Raw genomic sequence first — 19713 nt, forward strand, 5'->3', positions numbered from 1 at the left:
TCTTTTATAACTCCTGTTCGTGTTTTTTCTTTGCAGTTTTCTGTGTAACGGTCGGTTCCGCTGTATTCTGCTGTGCCTTCTCCTGCTTTAAGCGTTCCAGAATAGATGGCTTATGAATTCTGTCTGCTGTTTCCGGAAGTTCTTTTTCTTCTACGGCATCCCTGCTGTCTGTGTTACTTCCTTCTCTGCCAATATCCTCATCTGCCATAATCGTCTCATTGCCCTTTTCATCCATGTTCAGCAAGGCATTTAACTCGGATAACCGTTCTATCTTTTCATTCAGCTCTGCTTCTTTCGGAAATGGTTTCTTTACCTCTTCCTGTGCAGTAGCAAGCTGCTGTTGTACGGTTTCCAATTTCTGCTCACTTTCCGTCAGCTTCCTGTCGATAGAAGAAAGCGTGTTATGGATACGCTGCATATTTCCTACCGGGTCTTTTCCGATCTCCAGCTTATAAGAACATTTTCCTTTGATTGTCAGTTCAAACGCATTGGAGAACATATTATAGGAAGCAGATAACGTGAACCCATGATATTCCCCGACCTTTCCGCCGGTGCTGACGGTTTTTAACCCTGCACAAGCAGCGATCAACGCTTCGCCTGCTTCTTTCTTATCTTCATAAAGGACATTCCCTACTGTCATGGCAAACGTGTCATTATCCTGTAAATCCACACTTTTTACTACCTGCGAATCCACCTGCATTCCGGCAATCCGCTCTTTCAATGCACTGATCTGTACCGGGAAATTCTTTGCAATATCGGATTCCAGACGGTAAATCTGACTGGTATGGTTTGCCTTTAGAAGTTTTAGCTTACTCACCTGCACATCCAGATCCATTTTTTCTTTAATGTACGGATTGCCTGTGGCAAGTGCCTTTATTTCCGCATAGGACAGTGCCGTATCATCCACATCTTCACAAGCCCTGACCGGGGATTTACTGGTCATGATCTGGCTGATGAACTTCTGCTTATTCTCCAAAATCTGCCACATATACGCATCAAAAGTGTTCTCCGTCACATACCGGAATATCTTTACTTTGTCATTCTGGTTTCCCTGTCTTAAGATACGTCCTTCCTGCTGTTCCAGATCAGTCGGTCATTTTTTGCGGACAGTTCATACATGCTATCCTTTTCTGTTCTCTGCTCCTGCGTTTGCTCTCGTTTGATTTCTCCCTCCGTATCTTCTTGGCACAAGCAGGACAATACCTTGATGCACCAGAGCCCGGGACATATTCAACGCCGCACACCGTACAATTTTTAGCGGGCATTGCTGCCCACCGTTTTGTAGGTATGATATGTAATTCATCGACAAAGCCGATGAATTTATAGTAAATATTGATTTCCTGCTTCACTGTTCCGTCTGCCATCTTCTCACGCTCCGAAACAAGTATCTTGTCTATGAGTGCGTTTATAACTGTTGCATCCAGTTCTTTTAAGCCTTGATAATTTCGGATAAGGGCGAGGAAGTCACGGATTCCCCGTGATTTCTCGTAGCTTTCATTAAGAGTTTCCGTCACCTCTTTCAGCCTTGCTTCAATTTCAAGCTGCTCTTTCTGGTATTTCCCCGACATCATCTCAAAATTCCGCTCGGTAATACGCTCCATGACCTTATCCTCGTAGAGAGAGGAAAACAGCCTGTCCAGTTCCGCAAGGCGTTTGTTCAGCTTCTTACGTTCTTTCTCTAATGCTTTCGCCCTGCTCTGGTCTGTTTCCGTGAGCCGCTTTTCTATGGCCCTGACCGCCTTTTCATCATTCACTGCCATATCCGCAAAACAGTTGATGTCGGCAAGAACGGCATTGAATAAATCCCTTGCTTCTATATTGTGGGCACTACACTCGCTTCTTCCGTTTCTTGCATAATTATTACATGAATACTGTACACAGTCGATAATCTCTGGGCGTTTCCTCCTGTGTACGTTCATTGCCCGCAGAGCACATCCGCAGTCCACACACTTGATAACGCCTGCAAAAATATTTACAAATCCTCCCTTGTTCTGTGGAAGCCTACGACTTGTAATAAGCTGTTGGACAATATCAAATTCCTCCTGCGTGACTATTCCCTCATGGGTATTGGGTATCACTTCCCATTCTTCGGGCAGCTTAGAGGGGCGTTTCTTGCTTTTCATATTGGCGGCAATCCGTTTGTAGCCTACAAGATTTCCCGCATATATCGGGCTTCTTAAAATGCTCCTCACGCTGTTCCCACTCCAAATATAGCGTTTGTCCTCGTTCCCCTCAAAATGACGTTCAAAGCCTGTTTCGCCACGCTCCGCCGCATAAGCGGCAGGGCGTAGGATATGCTGTTTATTAAGATGTCTGCAAATTTTGGCAACTCCATTCCCTTTTAATGCAAGGTCGAATATCTCTTTTACAACATGTGCCACTTTATCATCTATCAGCAGATGGTTGTGGTCGGCAGGGTCTTTGATATAGCCATAAGGGGCGGTAGTTCCCATGAATTTCCCCTGTTGAAACCTCGCCCGATATGCCGATTTTATCTTAACAGATATGTCAGCGGCATACATTTCGTTTAAAATGTTGCGGAAAGGCGTGATGTCCATAGCAGATTTATTCAAGGTATCTACGCCGTCATTGACCGCTATATACCTCACGTTATGCTCTGGGAAGAAAACTTCCAGATATAACCCACAATCAAGATAGTTTCTCCCCAGACGGGATAAATCTTTCGTAATCACGCAGTTTATCAGACCGCTTTCAATGTCTTTTATCATATTCTGGAAACTTGGTCTTTGGAAATTTGTACCAGAATAACCATCGTCCACATACGTTTTTGCTATGTGCCATCCCTGCTTTTTCACATAATCCGTGAGGATGGATTTCTGTGTCGCAATGCTCGCACTCTCGTTATCCGTACCATCGTCTTTAGATAAGCGGCAATAAATGCCGACTAAATAGATTTTCTTTTCTTCTTTGATTCCTGCCATACTGTAAAACCTCCGTATCTGTCCTATCTGTTTTCATGTCCCATTGCGTACATTCTAAGCGGACAGCCCCTCATTGTCGAAGGTGTCGCCCTCGGCAATCTTCTTCCGAATATCCTCGGAGATAATCGGGACAAACGCTTCTGTAACGGTCTGTGTGCCGACATATTCACGGCTGATTATCATCTGCACTGGTGCTTTTGGCACGATACGCTTTCTCTTTTTATCTGCTTTCTTATCCTCGCCCATACTTAAATCTTCCTTTCCAGACAGGGCAGGGAAGAGTTTGGAAATGTCCCCGCCCTGCCAATCAGATACCATTAATCCTCGCTGTTTAATTCTTTCTGTAATGCTTTAAGGAGTGCCGCCGCTTCATCAGCGTTCAGCGTGATTCCCTTGCCGCACTTTTCACGGTTCGGGGAAAAGCTGCGGATGTCATACTTCGGCTCTTTCCCATTCCATGAAATGAGATTGATTTCCTTTGTGTAGCCACTGTCGCCCGTAGACAATACTGCGATTTCCTTTACGATTTCATACTGGATTTCTCTCATTCTCCATACCTCAACTCTCTGTATTTACTTCCCGAAAAAAGAAGATTAGCGGCTGTCACGGTTGCGTTTCCTCTGCAACTCACGCTCCAAAAGTTTGATGATGGTTTCCTCCATCTGCTTCGGCGTTGTGTTCTTCGGAAAGTATTTTTTCAGCTTGCTTGTGTTGATTTTCAAGGTTTCTTTCTGGTTGCCCTTTTCCTCCGTCATAATCGCAAATATCGTATCCATGTCAAGCCGCCCGCTCTGGCTTAACTGTTTCATCCGCTGTGCCTGTGAGAGTGAGGGCGTTGCTTCTTCGCTCTCCATCGTGGCAAAGAGGTTTTCCTGCTCGTCTTTCTTCAAGAAGGACAGTTCCACCGCAGGCGTGAGGGCGATTTTCCCCTCGTCCACCATCTGCAAAATCGGCGGTATCAGTTCCGTCAGGCGGATAAAACGCTGCACGGTCATCCTGCCCACGCCGAAGCCCTGTGCCACCTTGTCGTCCGTCCGCAACTTCGTCACAACTTGTGACGAGGTTAAGTCTGTGCGGAAACCCTGCCGCTTCATGGCTTCGGATTTCATCTTGTAAGCAAACGCCCGCTCCGATGGCAGGATATTCTCACGCTGCAAATTGCTGTCTACAAGGGTGATGATGGCTCGGTCACGGTCTAAGGGCAGGACAAACGCAGGCACGGTATTTATCCCTGCAAGTTCAGAAGCACGGACACGCCGCTGTCCTGCAATCACTTCATAACCGTCCCCGTCCTCTTTCGGGCGTGTGATTATCGGCGTGACAATGCCAAATTCCTTGATGCTTTCCGCTAACTCTGACAGTGTTTCATCTTCTGCCACATGAAACGGATTGTCGGGGAACGGGTACAAGTCTTTGGTCTTTAACACCTTAAAATCCTGTTTCTTCATTCACATATCTACCTTTCTTTCGCTCTGCTTCTATGATTTTTCTGCAATTCTTCCAACACTTCGGGCGGTATTTTTGACAGCAGCCGCCCCATCTGCTCGTTGGTTCTCTGCAATTCAAATATCTTCTGATTCGCTTTCTGCACCTTTAGTTCCTGCTCGTACTTTTCATCACGCATACGCCCCGCATAGTCTGATTCCTGCCCAATTCTCTCTTTCAAACTGTCGATATACGCCTGCTGTTTCCCGATTTCCTTAGAGAATTTCTCCACGTCTGGCAGCCATGCAGAGAGTAAATCTAACGCTTTATCCCTTTTCTTCCCTGCGTTAAAGGCGTTGATGTCGGATAGGGCAGACACGATTTCTTCATACTGTTTATCAAGCCTGCCGCCTAATTTATAGAGCCATGTGGGGACGTGTTTCCGCTTGGTTTCCATTGAGGACTGCCCCCGTTCAAGCTGATTCCACCGTGAGGACATCCGCTCATGGTAGGCGGTCTGCCACTCGGATAATGATTTCTGGTTGCCTAAGATAGCTTTCGCTGACAGCTTATTGTCTGGCGTAATCGGCACAAAGCAGAGGTGCATATGGGGCGTTCTCTCGTCCATATGGACGACAGCGGAGAGGATATTCTGCTTTCCAACACGCTCCGAAATGAAGTCAAGAGCCGTCTGGAAATACGCTTTTTGTTCTTCGGGCGGTAACTGGTTCATAAATTCTGGTGAAGCTGTGATGAGCGTTTCCACCATCATCACGCTGTCTTTCCTTGTCCTGCACCCCGCTTCGGCTACCATGCGGTTAATCTCTTTCTTGTAGGTGTACTTTGGTGGTGCTATGAGATGGTAATTGTTTTTAGAGCGTTCCATATCTATATCTGGGTTGCTTTTGTAGGCTTCTTTCTTCCGCTCGTTGTGGCGTTCACAAGCCGCAACGCCGCCCGCTTTTCGTTTCTGGAAACGCAGGATTGCATAAGGCATAGGCGGATTCCTCCTTTCTTTCGGCGGGTGACCGTCCTTTGGGGTGACAGCGGTGACGGTGGTGACAGCAGTTTTGGGATACCCCCTGCCGACTGCCGCAACTGTCACCCTCACCCCCTGCATGACGGTCATGTCGATGATGACGGTGTTTTTGGGATACCCCCCTCGCAAGAGCCGTCACCGTCATGCCGCCATTCTTTTATCCGAAGCCGTAAGGCGTAGGATAGCAGGGCACAGCCCTGCCTTAAGGGAGTCCAGAGGGAACGTCTGGCACACGACTTTGCAGGGCAAAGTGTAGTGTGTTACACCCTGTAAACGCAGTCGGAAAAATCGGAATGATTTTTCTGACCGCAGGGGTGGTTTTACACGACCGAAAAGGGCGAGTAAATCTCACGCCTGCATTTTGCGTTTACGGGGTGTTCTCCCGTAGGGATGACAGCGGCAGGGTATCCTAAAATCACTGTCACCACCGTCACTGCTGTCACCCGCAGGGCAGAGCCGCCAGCTTTACATGGCTTTAAGCGTCAATGACAGTAACAGGGGGGTATCCTAATATCGCTGTCACCACCATCACCGCTGTCACCCGCCCTCCTTGCAAGGGCAATCCGCCTGCCGTCTTTCCTGCGGCTGTACTGGTAGCAGATACGGTTCTCGCTTAAAAATGTGGTGCGGTATTCATTCAGCCATTTCGTAATCACCGTGGGTATGGTTTCCGTTTCCCCCATAGCGGCTAACAGTTCCGTTGCCGTGCCTATCCATTCTTCCTTATCCCTCATAAAATCCACCAACCGAAAAAGGACATCTGGTATCGTTTCTTTCGCAAGCTGCTCCTGCGTTTTCCGCTCCACAAGCTCCCAACGGCAATCACGGAAACGCAGCGTGTATTCCTGATAAGGCGTGTCCCTGCCCGTCACATACAGCTTGGCGGTGTCAGACGCACGTTTCTCCTTTTCCAGAACAAAGGTAGCGTCCGCACTCCCCGTTAATCCTGTCGTCCCAGACACCTTGTTGAACACGTCGCTGTCATTCTGCTTTCGGATGTGGTGTACGACAATGACCGCCAGAGAGTGCCTGTCGGCAAAGTCTTTGATGAGGGAGATGTCCCCATAGTCGCTTGCATAGGCATTGTCTTTTGAAGCTGTACGGACTTTCTGCAAGGTATCAATGACAATGAGCCTGCTGTCTGGGTAATCTTTCAGATAATCTTCAAGCTGCACGATAAGACCGTCTGACAGCTTGCAGCTTGCCACGGCAAAGTGGAGCCGCCCGCTTGCTTCGTCCGTCAAACGAAATAACCTGTCCTGTATGCGGCAGAACGTGTCCTCAAGGCAGAGGTAAAGCACATCGCCCTCCATTGTCGGCATATCCCATAAAGGGATTCCCTGCGACACGCATAAGCATAGCTTCAGCATGAGCCAGCTTTTGCCTATCTTCTGTGAGCCGCAGAACAGCGATAAGCCTGTCGGGATAAGGCTGTCCACCACAAAGGATGGTTTCTCAAGCGGTTCATAAAGGAGCGTTTCGGCGTTGACTGTCTGTAACTTCTGCATGGCTTTCCTCCTTTCGGGCGGTGTCTTTGTTTTCGTTGCACATAGGCGTTGACCTCCTTAAAAATAGATTTACTCCCACGGAAAAAAGTGAGAGTATGTAATGCCGCCAATCCCACACAAATAAAAAACAGATTTCTTTTTCGGGCGGTGTCGGTCACGGTTGGAGATATTTCTTCAATTTCCGCCTTTACTTTCTCCTTTGCAATCGCAACAGATTTCTGTATTGCCGAAGCGGTGCAATGCTCCATAGCGGCGATTTGGTAAAAATTGAACTCATACTCGTAGTAGAGCAGGAAACGCCGCCTTTGTATCTCTGGAAGGCTCCCAACCGCCTTATAGAGCGTTTCATTCCGTTCTTCCTCAACCATGCGTTCATCAAGGCTCTTAGGCACACGCAACGCCCGTCTGTAAAGGGTTTCGTCCCATACCTCGTTAAACTCCCTGTGCCGCTCGTCCCATTAGAAAAGATTCCTGTTCCTGCGCTCCATCTGCCGAAACTCCATAAAGAACTGTTCCGACACTTCCAACTCGTGGGATTTGCCCTGCCCGTCCTTAAAGCTGATAAAATACCTTGTGCCGCTTTCCGTGGATTCCTCCCGAAGCGTGTATGCCTTAACCCTGTATGCCATCCTGTTGTCCTCCTGCAAAAAATGAGTGAGGGGATTTCCATCCCTCACCCAGTAGCCCGCAGGATGGCAGGCTGTTTTAGAAGCTATAAAATTTTCCGCAGCTTCTTCCGCAGATGGTCTAACCTCGCATAGATGGCACCAGTCGTCAAATGCACAAGCGGGGCAATCTCCTTTGTGGAATACCCCTGCATTTTCAGCAGGACGATTTTCAAGGTACGCCCGTCCACCGTGACTAATACTTGATAGAGATTTTCGCTCTCAATCTCTTCCAGTAACTCCGCAACCGTACCCACTTCCGCCTGCCGCTCCCTGCCTGCCATGTCCTCAAGATATTCCGCAACGTCATTCGTCCATCGGTAAAACCGCCTGTTGGAATTGAAGTCTGCCCTGTCCGCCATGCGTATCTGCTCAATGGTCGCTTCATCAACGCCGCACTCACGCAGCAGCTTTTCCTCCGCTTCTTTCCAGATACGCCATTTCCTGTCCTCCCGTCCGTGGTTGTATGCCATTCTTACTTCCTCCAATCAGAATTGATTGAGAGGGCAGAGAAAAGCCCCCTCATCTTCCCAAAGGAAAAAACAAGGGGGCTGAACGCCTTAAATTTTAATTTTCTATTATCTTTCTTAGTTTTATTAGGATTCTGGCTTTGCGTTTGTTTACAACGCTCTGGGTTATGCCCAACCTCGCCCCGACTTCACGCTCGGAAAGTCCGTCAAAAAAGATTGCCTGTATCAGCTCCTGTTCACTATCCGACAGCAAAGGCAGGGCGGCTTTCAGCCTGTCCACCATGACCGCATTGACAACGGTTTCTGCAATGTCCACCGCTTCATCAGTGATAAAGTCCAGAGGATTCCCCTCGCTGTCCGTAAATCCGTCGAGAGATAGCAGTCTATTCTTTGTATCTAATTTTTGCAGATAACGCCACCGTTCCTTGTCACGGTAGAAGTCTGTGTATTGCTCCCTCACGACTTCAAGCAGACAGCCTTGAATGGGGATAAACAGCTTGTCCATATAGGTCTGGTCGGATTCCCTGCAACGGCAGAACTCCGTGTAGGATAATTCCACATAGCCGCCACTTTCTCTGATATATACCTTTCTTGGTGCATATTTCACCATAAATACCTCCCATCTGAATTTTTGAAATGTAAAAAATCCAGATGGAGAGGCGGAGAACGACACCGCATATCAGAAACAGCCCTACGGCACTTTCCAACAAAAATCGACAAAAGAAAAACCGCAAAGGCTCTGTGACCTTTACGGTTATAGGAAATAGTAATTCTATTGTATGGAGATTGTACTTCTACTTTCAAGGTGAGAAGTACCGTTGCACTGGCAGAAATTTTTTTAACTGGTTTCCTGCCGTTCTCTGATATGCTATGTATTGATAAATTTTGCTTCGTATGAGCAGATAGATAACTGCCCGAAAAAAGGACATAAAAAAATCCCTCCAAATTTAAAAACAAATTCAGAGGGTAATTTAGGGTATAACAAAATAACCCACCCGAATATCGTTTTTTTTATTTGGTGAGTTTGTTCTTTCAAATACGAAACAAAAAGAGCCGATGATTCGTGAATTGTTCCACAATTTCATCGGCTCTGCGTCTTAAGCGTCTGGCTCTTTGATGACAGTTATCTTCAAGTTGTCAACTTTAATCAATCTTTCTTGTCTGCATTTTGGACAATAAAGGGGATAATTCTCCAAAACAGTGTCCTTCCTAATTTTATTACGGGTTTTGCTCCCACAAACAGGACACAATATCCATTCGCATTTCATCATAATTAGTCTCTAATCCTTTCAAATCTCATTTTATATGACTTTTGCAAGCTGTTAAGCTAACTTGTGGAACATATGCCGAACCTTATCTATACGGCTATTCGGGCGGCGGGGTTGGCAAATAAATTTACCAATAGCTGGCTGGTATCCTTTTAACTCTGTCAAGCAGACTCCCTGCCCATTTGTGAAATAAGTTAAATCGTTCCTGTATTCTTGAATACATCTAGCAGGGATTTCTCCTTTCAGAATGACCTCGTCATTCTTTATCTGAGTACTTACAATATCTGCACAATACCTTGGAGCATCATGATACGCCCGTGAGAGATATTCCTGCGGTGCATAAATTTCAAAGTGGAGATATGGCTCTAATAGTTCTGTCCCTGCTTTTTTTAAAGCCTGCTCCAATACGATAGGGGAAAGCAGCCGAAAGTCTGCGGGGGTACTTACAGGACTATAATACAATCCATATTCAAAACAGATTTTACAGTCTGTCACTTTCCATCCATACAGCCCCTGCTCGCAGCCATAAAGAACCCCCTCCATAACCGCATTTTGGAACGATTGATTTAAATATCCAAGTGAAACTCTGCTTTCATACTGCACTCCGCTTCCAATAGGGAGCGGCTCTATGGACAACCCGACAGAAGCCCAGAAAGGATTTGGCGGGACTTCTATGTGGATGGTATATTCTGCTTTTCTAAGCGGTCTTTCCATATATATAACAGTAGGCTCTTTTATTTCTGCCTCCACATGATATTTTTCCTCAAGGATGGCACAAATGACTTCCATCTGCACATTCCCCAAAAAAGAAAGTATAATCTCATGCGTTGTAGTATCCACATAATATTTTAAAAGAGGGTCGCCATCTGAAATTTCTGTAAGTGCCCCAAGCAATATTTCCCGCTGTTCAGATTTCTTTACTGCAATCGTTGTTTGGAGCATAGGGAGAGGATTTTCAATAAATTTTCTCTGCGGCAACAGTATTTCGTTCCCCAAAATACTGTTTAGCTGCAAAACATCATTTGGTAAAATTACAATATCACCAGAGCAGGCTGTATCGGATGAATATAATTCACCGTTTGTCGGAACACACATCTCTGTGATTTTTATTTTCTCTTTTTCAGATATTCTAATAACATCCCTCAAATGCAATGTTCCGCTATATATACGCACATAAACAAAACGCCGCCTTTTCTCTGAATATTCAATCTTAAAAACCTGCCCGCATAGTTCAGATTGACCTTCAGGCGTTGATGAATAAAATTTACTGGCAATTACTTCTATAAGCTGCCGAATCCCCAGATTGTTTTTAGCGCTTCCGTGATAAACGGGAAATAACGTTCCGTTTTGGAATCTCCTGTTTTCTTCCTGTTCCAGTTCTGACATTTTAAACGGTTTCCCTGACATATATTTCTCTAATAGTTCATCGTTTCCCATAATTACCGCATCCCACTGTTCCATATCGTCATTGTCCGTTACATTTATATGGGGATGCTGCCCAACCTTTTGCTTCACTATAATTTCCGAAGAAAGCTTTGCTTTCATTTCCCGATATACCATTGGCAAATCAATCCCCTCTTGGTCAATTTTATTGATGAAAAAAATTGTCGGAATCTTCATTATCTGTAGTGCATGAAACAGTATACGGGTCTGTGCCTGTATGCCATCCTTTGCAGAAACTAATAATACTGCTCCGTCTAATACGGATAAAGAACGGTATACTTCCGCCAAAAAATCCATATGGCCTGGCGTATCTATAATGTTGACTTTTACATCCTCCCACTGAAAAGATGTCACTGCTGTCTGGATAGTGATTCCCCTTTGACGCTCCAAATTCATTGTATCTGTCCTTGTTGTGCCTTCATCTACGCTCCCTAGTTCTGCAATTGCACCACTGGTATACAATAAACTTTCCGTTAATGTTGTCTTTCCTGCGTCAACGTGAGCCAGAATGCCTAAGTTAATTATTTTCATGTGATTTTCCTCCTATCAACACCCAAAAAAGGGCATAAAAATACCCAGTGATAAATACTCCTATCACTGGGTAAATAACTCCAATAGCCCCAAAACACTTATATGTTTTCGGGCATATAAAATTACATGATAAAAGTATTCTTAAACTGGGTACAAAAAACTAAGCCCCATATTAAAAGTGAAACGGGACTGCTACTTTTTGTTCCCACTATCAAATTGACAGTTTATTTAAGAATACCTTGCCGCATATTTATTAACTCCTTGTATAATACTGAATCTAATTATATTCCTTAACCCTTTATTTGTCAAGCTGACAAACTAAAGCAGAAAAAGCGGCAGGATTTCCCCCTGCCACTAATCATCTGTTTATGCAAAAATAATTTCCTTTTCCACAATCTCCCTCGCACAAGCCCTTATGTTATTGAGGCATCCTGTCCATTCTAAGGCGTTTTCTGCCTTTAGCTGTTCCGTTATGCCCTGTGCCTGTTTCATACCCTCTATGAGCCTTTCAAAGCGTTCCTGTGCCTGTCTGTTGATGTCGGCAAGGTAGGCGTTTAGCCTGCCGCTTGTAAGAAGATTGGTGTATGTAACTTTACGGTACTGTTTTAGATAATCTAAATGCCGTTGCCCCCAGATGCCTATTGCCTGTTCTTCTTCGGCGGGTACAGTTAAGCACGGTATCAAATAATCCCCTTGCCTTTCGTATTTGCCGCCCAGTTCCTCAAATAATGATTTTGCCATTGTCTGTTACCTCCACATTCTTTTTTATTTTGAATGTCCGCAAAATCCGTCCTACATCAGACGGCTTCCACGGACAGTCAAGGTGATGGAGGGCAATGAGCCTGTCCTGTACGTTGGTACCAGCACCGAGTTTTGGAGTGGAACCCATAAGGATTCTCACCTGCCCGGCCCGTACCTTTGCAAACAAATCTGCTTTCTTTGTCTCCGTGTTGTATTCATGGATAAACGCAATCTCTTCTTTCGGGATTCCCCTGGCAACCAGTTTGTTTCGGACATCATCATATACATTGAAAGTCCCATCCCCTTTTGGAGTAGACAAGTCACAGAAGATCAGCTGTGTTGTCCGATCTGCTTTTCCCTCGTCCCATACCTGAAAAGCATTTTCCACACAGGTATTGACCTTGCTTTTTTCTGCATCCGGAAGGAGTTCATTTAATAGCCTCTGATCCAATGCACATTTTCTTCCGTCATTGGTAATCTTGAGCATGTTGTCCACCGTTGGATTCACAAGACCGGCTCTTACTTCTTCCGCACGTTCCGAAAAGGCACTGACCATTTCCTGCTGTTCTTCACTTGGTTTTAAGACTTCATTGATAAACTCTGCTTCCGGTACAGGAAGATTCAGCATATCCGATGTCTGAATATCCGCAGCTTCCTTAAAAATGGAGATCAGCTCTGGAAGATTAAAAAAACGGGCAAACCGTGTTTTCGCACGATAGCCCGTTCCTTCCGGTGATAATTCGATTGCGGTTACTGTCTCCCCAAACGTTGCCGCCCAGGAATCAAAGTGTCCCATACCCATACGCATGAGTGTGTCATACTGGAGATAACGCATGATAGTGTAAAGCTCGGTCATACTATTTGATACAGGAGTACCTGTAGCAAAGGTGATTCCTCTGCCGCCTGTCAGTTCATCCATATACCGGCATTTCATAAACATATCCGAACTTTTCTGTGCATCCGTCTGTGAGATACCCGCCACATTCCGCATTTTTGTATACAAAAAAAGGTTCTTAAAACTATGGCTCTCATCCACAAACAGCCGGTCTACACCCAACTGTTCAAAAGTTACCACATCATCCTTTCTGGTCTGGTCATTGAGTTTCTTCATCCTCGCCTGCAGACTCTTCTTTGTTTTTTCCAACTGCTTGATGGTATAATTCTGCCCTGCCTGATGTGCCGCTTCTTCAATGGAAAATGTAATATCTGCAATCTGATCTTCCAGCATGGCAATCTGCCGTTCTCTTGAAAGAGGGATTTTCTCAAACTGTGTATGCCCAATGATCACGGCATCATAATCCCCTGTCGCAATACGGGAACAGAACCGTTTTCGGTTTGCCGGTTCAAAGTCCTTCTTCGTTGCCACCAGGATATTTGCTCCCGGATAGAGACGTAGGAAATCACTGCCCCACTGCTCGGTCAGATGGTTTGGCACGACATAAAGATTCTTCTGTGAGAGTCCCAGCCGTTTTGATTCCATACCGGCTGCGATCATCTGGAACGTCTTCCCTGCTCCTACGCAATGAGCCAGTAACGTATTATTTCCATACAGCACATGAGCCACTGCATTTTTCTGATGCGGCATCAGGGTGATCTCCGGGTTCATGCCGACAAACTGAATATGGCTTCCATCATATTCCCGTGGACGGATGCTGTTAAATCGTTCATTATAGATCTTGCAGAGATCTTCCCGTCGGTGCAGGTCTTTAAATATCCACTCCTTAAATTCCTCTTTGATCAGCTCCTGCTTCTGCTGTGCCAGCATCGTTTCCTTCCGGTTTAATTCCCGGTGTTCCCCATCGACATCCTGTACCGTGTCATAAATCTTGGTATCTCTAAGGTTTAAGGCATCTTCCAAAAGGCGGTAGGCATTGGCTCTCTGCGTTCCATATGTGGAAGTAACAAGAGCATTTCCGTAGCTGTCCACATTCTTTCCCATAACATTCCATTGTCCGGTCACTTCGGCATACTGGACTTTGACCTTGCTCCCTACATAATATCTTGGTGTATGGAATGTCTCTGCCATAAACCGTGTAATGTAATCCTCGGAGATCCAGGTTGCCCCAAGTCTTGCCTCAATCTCTGACGCATCCAGATCTTTTGGCTGCACCTGCTCCAAATATTGCACGTTCACCTGATATTCCGGGTGATCTTCTGCAAACTGTTTGGCGATCTGAAGTTTCTCCCTCACATTTCCAGAAAGATATTCGTCCGACGGCTCCCATTTTTCACCGATCGGATTCTTAAAGATCACCCCTGCCAGTTCTTCGGTAAGCTCCCCTTCTGTTTTCCCGGAAAGCTGTGCCATATAGGATAGATCAACGCCTGCCCTCTCACCAATGGAAACCGCAAGTGCTTCACTGGCAGTATCCACGGAAGTTACCGTTTCTGCCCTGCGGATTGTCCTTTTGGTAAAAATATCCGCTTTCCGTTTCAGTTCTCCCTTATCATCCAGAAATTCCAGAGAAGTCAAAAGACAATAGCTGCTGTCCTGGCTAAATGCCCTCTTATTGGCATTGCTGCTGATAAGACCATATTTTGCTGTAAAGGCATCATATTCTTCATTGAGTTTCCCCTGCAGCTTTGTGATCTGTTCATCGCTTTCCTCTTCCATCTGACACTGGATCAGTTCATTCGTAACATCACGGATCTTCACCATCCCTTTGACACGTTCCGCTGTTATTGCTGGAAGCTCCATGCGGTTCATCACAGAATTTTCCCGGTAATAGACTTCCTCATTCACTACGGTAAAACTGAAATTCTTTACATCCGGGTCTGCCGGGATAGAGACAACATCCTCCTCCAGCTCTGTATCCGAAAGTTCCAGTTCCGTGATCGTGCCATGGATATTCCTGATAGCTTCTTTTAACTGTTCTTCTAAGGTAACGCCTTCTTTTGGTTTTACAGTCACTTCCTGCTTTCCATACTGAGTGCTTTCTGTGGTAAATTCACCAAGCACCATTTCCGGATGCTCTGCAAAATAAGCATTGACTGAATAGCCTTCCGGCATTTCCTTTAAATTTAACCATTCCGGTTCCTCAATGGATGCCCTGTCTCTTTTCTGGAAAAACAGAATATCAGAAACAACGCTGGTATTGGCATTTCTCTGGAACGCATTATTCGGTAATCGGATGGCTCCAAGCAGTTCTGCCCGGTTTGCGATATACTGTCTCACTGCCGGATTCTGCTTATCCATCGTTCCACTGGAAGTTACCACAGCCACTACGCCACCGGGACGCACCAGATCAAGGGATTTTGCAATAAAATAATCATGGATCATAAAATGATGCCGGTCATATCTGCGGTCACTGACCTGATACGCTCCAAATGGAACATTGCCTATCACACAGTCAAAAAAGCTGTCCGGATAACTGGTTTCCTCGAATCCCTGTATGGCAATCTTGTTTTTCTGGTAAAGCTGTTTTGCGATCCTGCCCGAAACCGGGTCGAGTTCCACACCGTACATATTGGCTTTGCCCATACTCTCCGGAATCAGTCCCATAAAGTTACCGACTCCACACGATGGTTCCAGGATATTTCCCTGTTTCAGTCCCATATTTTCCAGTGCTTCATACATACTTTGGATCACGGTCGGGGATGTATAAAAAGCATTTAAGGTCGATGCCCTTGCTGCACTGTATTCTTCTGGTGATAAGATATTCTTTAACTCCAGATACTCATTCGCCCAGCTGCTGTTATTTTCCTCAAATGCCTGTGGGATACCACCCCAGCCAACATAACGGGATAAGATTTCCTGTTCTTCGGGTGTTGCCAGACGTTCTTCTTTCTCCAAAGTCTGTAACAAATGAATGGCTTCCATATTTGCCTTATACTTTACCTTCGGACCGCCTGCACCAAGGTCATTATCCTGAATACGGAAGTTGTATGGTTCTATCACGGCTTTTTCCTGTTCCTGACTTTCCAGCATAGATTCTTCGGCAGTAACCTCTTCCTCTTCTATTTCCTCCACATCTGACATATCTACTACGGTCGGTTCTGCCACTGCCTTCGTATCCAAGAAATCAAACATGGTCATCTGGTGTCCGGATGGTTCCGCAAAAGACGGTTCTGCTTCCGGTGTCGGGAATATCGTATAGGTTCCTTCTGCATACTGGTGGAGTTCCGAAAGAAGTTCTGTTTTCTGCTGATAGTTTGTCCCATACGCTTCAAAATCCAATGGCAGAGCTGCCAATGCTGCATCCATCTTCTGTAACAGTTCTTCTGTCTGCTCTGGATTCTCTAATACTGCGACCATTTCTTTTCCTGGTTTTTCCCAGAAGAAGTCATCTGTAAAGGGTCTGCCTATCTCTTCCGGAAGACGGTCATAAAAGCGGAGTACCTTATTCGCCATCTGCTCTCGTTCATATTCCGGCATACGAGCGTAATCTTCTGCCTGCAGGAACTGGTCATTCTTTATCAGATAAGCTACTCTGTTTGCAACTTTATTCCAGGATAATAAAATTGACGTATATGGATTCCCATAAGCACCTCTTGCAAGAAACAATCCTTTTCCATCATAGTTTGCATGTGAATCATCGGCACCAGACAGTGCATGACTGCTTCCACCGATCCCATACTGTTCCTTGATAAAACCTGTCCTCGATCTTTCATCTTCATGAAGTAGATAAAAGGAATACGTCCTAAGCCTGCCCTGCGAATACGCTCCACCTCCTGCAAGATAAGCATCAATCTCATCCTGTGTAATGAACATCGGATGTTCTTTCCAGGCAAAGCCGTCCCTAGCCTGATAAGGAATGACCTCATCCGCAAACTTCTGAAACTGCTTTGAGATATTTATAGGATTATAATGATGGAAACGCATAATAGAATGATTTTCTTCATAGGCTTCTGCCAGTGCATCCAGTCTTTCATTCAGTTCCGAAAGCCACTGGGGATCCTCCAGCTTTTCTTCCAGATAATCCGTGATCTCCGGATAGATACTGCGAAGATGTGGTAAATCCTCCTCATCGAAAACAATCTCCGCTACTCCTTCTGCCATATCCCCTTTCATATAGGCAAGAGCCTGGGCGTGTTCTTTTACTGCATTACTTCTTGCCGCATCCAATACAGACTGCGGTGCATATTCACCCTGGTCTAAAAGCTGATGGATACGTCCGCTGACATCTTCCCATGATAAAAATGCCTTATCTAAGATATGGTCTGTAACCGTATGCCCTACTGCGATCTGCATCCCGGTTTCATCAAACCAGACTGAATATTCATTTCCATCAATCTGAAAACCTTTTCCACCTTTACGGTATTCACGCTTCACAAACTCCGTATATTCCTCCGGTGTCTGTTCACTCATGAAATTATAGATGATCCGGAGCTGGCTGGCTTTCCGGTTTCCTCCTGTCCGTAAGATCTCATCAACAACTTGCTCTGGAATCGGAATTTCTCCGGCATAAAGGGCAGCTGCCCTTTCCTCGATCTGCCGTCTTTGTTCATTTGCGGTGGAATATTCGGGCAAAGATAAAGCAGAGGCGATTTCTTCCTCTGCTTTGCTTAATCCATCTTCTCTTGTCTCTTCGACTAACTGTATACCAATTCCGTTAAGATGCTCTCTTCCGCTGTTGCCATCAGTGCGTTCATGTGTGCTGTCCATGCCATCGGATCTGCTTCCTTGTCCGGTGCCGGATTCTTCTCCAGCAATTTCTCCATCTGGTTGTCCATTCTCTCCTGTGCTGCTTTCTCGATCTGTTCCAGATGGCTGTTCAGCTTTCCGGTCAGGAACAGGCTCTGATAAAGGCTGTTCTTGTGTTCTTTCAGAAATGTCCTCCGCAGCATCCCGTATTTCCCGATCGTCACTTCTTCCTCTTCGACGGTCAGATTCGGAAACAGGTAATCTCCCTTGCGATGATATGTCAGTTCCATAATCGGTTCCTCCTTCATTTTCAATATTTTCTTCTTTTTTCGTTTCTGCATCCCAGCTTTTAGTTTTACGCATTAACGTGGTAAAGTTATTATAATTCCTTTCATTGGAATTTTCAACCTCTTTTCTCGCTTCTTCCAGAGAAATTTTATGTACGGTCTTTCCAATATCAATCAGAATACTCTCACTGAGCTGGCTTGCCGCATTTCCAAGGAAGGTGAGAACTGACAGACGGTTATAATCTGTGATATGCATGAAGTCCTCTTCTTCCAGAAGTTCCATCGGGTCAAGCCCGCATCGCCTGGAAAGCAGATAGTAAACACTGTCTGTTGCCAGCTGACGAAAATCACTGCGGATCGTCACCTCATCCAGATCTTCCAGATAAGTACCTTCTACAGCATATTCCAATCCATCCAGGTATTCCTCCAGATTGTCATTGACCATTTCCCTTGCGACCGCCATCAATGCGTCCTGCAAAGTTGCCGCATCCTTTTCTTCCAGAGCATAGACTTCTGCCAGATGGGTGAGGATCTCTTCTCTCTGGTGTTCCTGCATCTTCCAAAGATATGGGCTTCTGCCTCCGGCTACCATGTGGGTATCCGAAATATCAAACACATAACGAAGTTTGGTATTCTGCCAGGTTTCATCAAACAAGGCAATTCCTCTTGCACCACGATTTACCCAGCGTAACATCTTTTCATTCCATAGTTCCAGTGATGCACAGGCTGTTGCGTCTGGACGCTGTGCATGGATCAGAAGCTGGTCTGAAAAAGAATAACGATATAACCTTGATGCTGTGTCCATATAATCCATCCAATCCCCTGGCGAACTGCTCACTGATACGGCATGTTCCTGCACCAAGTTTCGGATGTCCTGTAGTTTAGACATTAAACTTCCCTCCTATCAATAAAAAAACAGCCCACTCTTTTTAGAATTGGCTGCATAAAATGTACTTTACTTTTCGGAGAGAAAATGCTATATTCTAATTGAAAAGAGTAACCGCCCACAAGGTGGATGCTCCTGGATTAGGTTTTAATTTATTTTGCTCTCAAAGAGAGCTGCCTATCCTGTTGGCAGACAGGGTAGGCTATTTTTTTCGCTTGTTGTCCCTATTATCCAAATAGGCAAGCAAAGCAATCAGAAACGTACCGCCTAAGAACAATAAGCTCAAGACTTCGTATGTATCCATTCGCTCCACCTCCCTTCTTCTGTATCCCTTAACGGAATCTGAAAATCCAGGAGGTTTTTACCAACCCTGTACACGGTTACTCCAGTAATATTCTAACAGGTAACTCTCCGCAAAGCAATTCCTTTTTACTTCATACGGTTTTATATTCTGTTTTTCTCTTATTCTCTGGCCAATGCAGTTTCCATTCCAGATATTCCTCTTCTGTGATTCTTCCATCGCCCAATTTCTGCTTTTTCCCCATCCATTCCTGCAGATAAGACATTGTTTTTTTATCCCTCATTGTGATTCCAACTATTTCACTTTCTGAATCATTTAGCAGGAACAGATGAAAAAGCCCTCTATTTTCTTCATCCATCCAGAATAAAGTTTCCATTAATTCGTCCATTGTCGCAATTCCAGGACTTAAAAAATTTCGGACATCAACTTCCAATATTTCTGCTATCCGGATAAGCGTTTCCTGCTTCGGTGTACGCTGTCCACTTTCATATTGGGCGATTCTCACATCCGCACTACTTTCCCCATATCCTAATCTGCGTCCCAATTCCTTTTGAGTTATGTTGCGAAACATACGGATTTTTCTTATTCTTGCTCCTAATTTCAATTTCTTCTCCTTTTCAAAA

General features: G+C 45.3%; 13 protein-coding genes and 3 pseudogenes. All 16 read right to left on the reverse strand.

What is annotated here, in order from left to right; genetic code table 11:
- Positions 1-4 precede the first annotated feature (4 nt).
- A pseudogene (locus R8695_RS11300) lies at positions 5-1093 on the reverse strand (DNA methylase); the annotation flags it as partial.
- The gene (locus tag R8695_RS11305) at positions 1086-2942 is read right to left on the reverse strand and encodes a recombinase family protein (protein ID WP_154780535.1); all 1857 of its coding nucleotides are present in this window, start codon (positions 2940-2942) and stop codon (positions 1086-1088) included. The gene R8695_RS11305 and the pseudogene R8695_RS11300, both read right to left, overlap by 8 nt.
- A gap of 54 nt (positions 2943-2996) precedes the next feature.
- Positions 2997-3188 carry a hypothetical protein gene (locus R8695_RS11310; RefSeq protein ID WP_001820669.1) on the reverse strand — a complete coding sequence of 64 codons (192 nt, stop codon included), beginning with the start codon at positions 3186-3188 and terminating at the stop codon, positions 2997-2999.
- Between the two features lie 71 nt (positions 3189-3259).
- Positions 3260-3490, reverse strand: coding sequence for a YdbC family protein (locus R8695_RS11315; RefSeq protein ID WP_001206986.1), 231 nt, complete (start codon positions 3488-3490; stop codon positions 3260-3262).
- A gap of 45 nt (positions 3491-3535) precedes the next feature.
- Positions 3536-4390 carry a ParB/RepB/Spo0J family partition protein gene (locus tag R8695_RS11320; RefSeq protein WP_000743700.1) on the reverse strand — a complete coding sequence of 285 codons (855 nt, stop codon included), beginning with the start codon at positions 4388-4390 and terminating at the stop codon, positions 3536-3538.
- An 8-nt stretch (positions 4391-4398) separates the two neighbouring features.
- Positions 4399-5364 (reverse strand): MobV family relaxase, encoded by a 966-nt coding sequence (gene mobV / locus R8695_RS11325; RefSeq protein WP_001820668.1) that lies wholly within the window; start codon positions 5362-5364, stop codon positions 4399-4401.
- Positions 5365-5881: 517 nt separating this feature from the next.
- Positions 5882-6914 (reverse strand): annotated as a pseudogene (locus R8695_RS11330) (AAA family ATPase).
- 154 nt (positions 6915-7068) lie between these two features.
- Positions 7069-7543 (reverse strand): annotated as a pseudogene (locus R8695_RS11335) (RNA polymerase sigma factor).
- Positions 7544-7626: 83 nt separating this feature from the next.
- The gene (locus R8695_RS11340; protein ID WP_000323895.1) at positions 7627-8052 is read right to left on the reverse strand and encodes an RNA polymerase sigma factor; all 426 of its coding nucleotides are present in this window, start codon (positions 8050-8052) and stop codon (positions 7627-7629) included.
- A gap of 94 nt (positions 8053-8146) precedes the next feature.
- Positions 8147-8656: a sigma-70 family RNA polymerase sigma factor gene (locus tag R8695_RS11345; RefSeq protein ID WP_105116765.1), complete on the reverse strand. Its 510-nt coding sequence runs from the start codon at positions 8654-8656 to the stop codon at positions 8147-8149.
- Positions 8657-9146: 490 nt separating this feature from the next.
- The gene (locus R8695_RS11350) at positions 9147-9320 is read right to left on the reverse strand and encodes a cysteine-rich KTR domain-containing protein (protein WP_002779755.1); all 174 of its coding nucleotides are present in this window, start codon (positions 9318-9320) and stop codon (positions 9147-9149) included.
- A gap of 51 nt (positions 9321-9371) precedes the next feature.
- Positions 9372-11291 (reverse strand): tetracycline resistance ribosomal protection protein Tet(O), encoded by a 1920-nt coding sequence (gene tet(O), locus R8695_RS11355; RefSeq protein ID WP_000691758.1) that lies wholly within the window; start codon positions 11289-11291, stop codon positions 9372-9374.
- Positions 11292-11657: 366 nt separating this feature from the next.
- Positions 11658-12032, reverse strand: a complete 375-nt coding sequence (locus R8695_RS11360; protein WP_001129922.1) for a TnpV protein — start codon at positions 12030-12032, stop codon at positions 11658-11660.
- The gene (locus R8695_RS11365; RefSeq protein WP_154780536.1) at positions 12013-18792 is read right to left on the reverse strand and encodes a DEAD/DEAH box helicase family protein; all 6780 of its coding nucleotides are present in this window, start codon (positions 18790-18792) and stop codon (positions 12013-12015) included. The genes R8695_RS11360 and R8695_RS11365 overlap by 20 nt, the downstream gene beginning before the upstream one ends.
- Before the next feature lie 199 nt (positions 18793-18991).
- Positions 18992-19093 (reverse strand): putative holin-like toxin, encoded by a 102-nt coding sequence (locus R8695_RS11375; RefSeq protein WP_015524590.1) that lies wholly within the window; start codon positions 19091-19093, stop codon positions 18992-18994.
- A gap of 130 nt (positions 19094-19223) precedes the next feature.
- Positions 19224-19694: a helix-turn-helix domain-containing protein gene (locus R8695_RS11380; protein ID WP_114002924.1), complete on the reverse strand. Its 471-nt coding sequence runs from the start codon at positions 19692-19694 to the stop codon at positions 19224-19226.
- Positions 19695-19713 lie beyond the last annotated feature (19 nt).

The sequence above is a fragment of the Blautia luti genome, from assembly GCF_033096465.1.
Lineage (GTDB): Bacteria > Bacillota > Clostridia > Lachnospirales > Lachnospiraceae > Blautia_A > Blautia_A luti.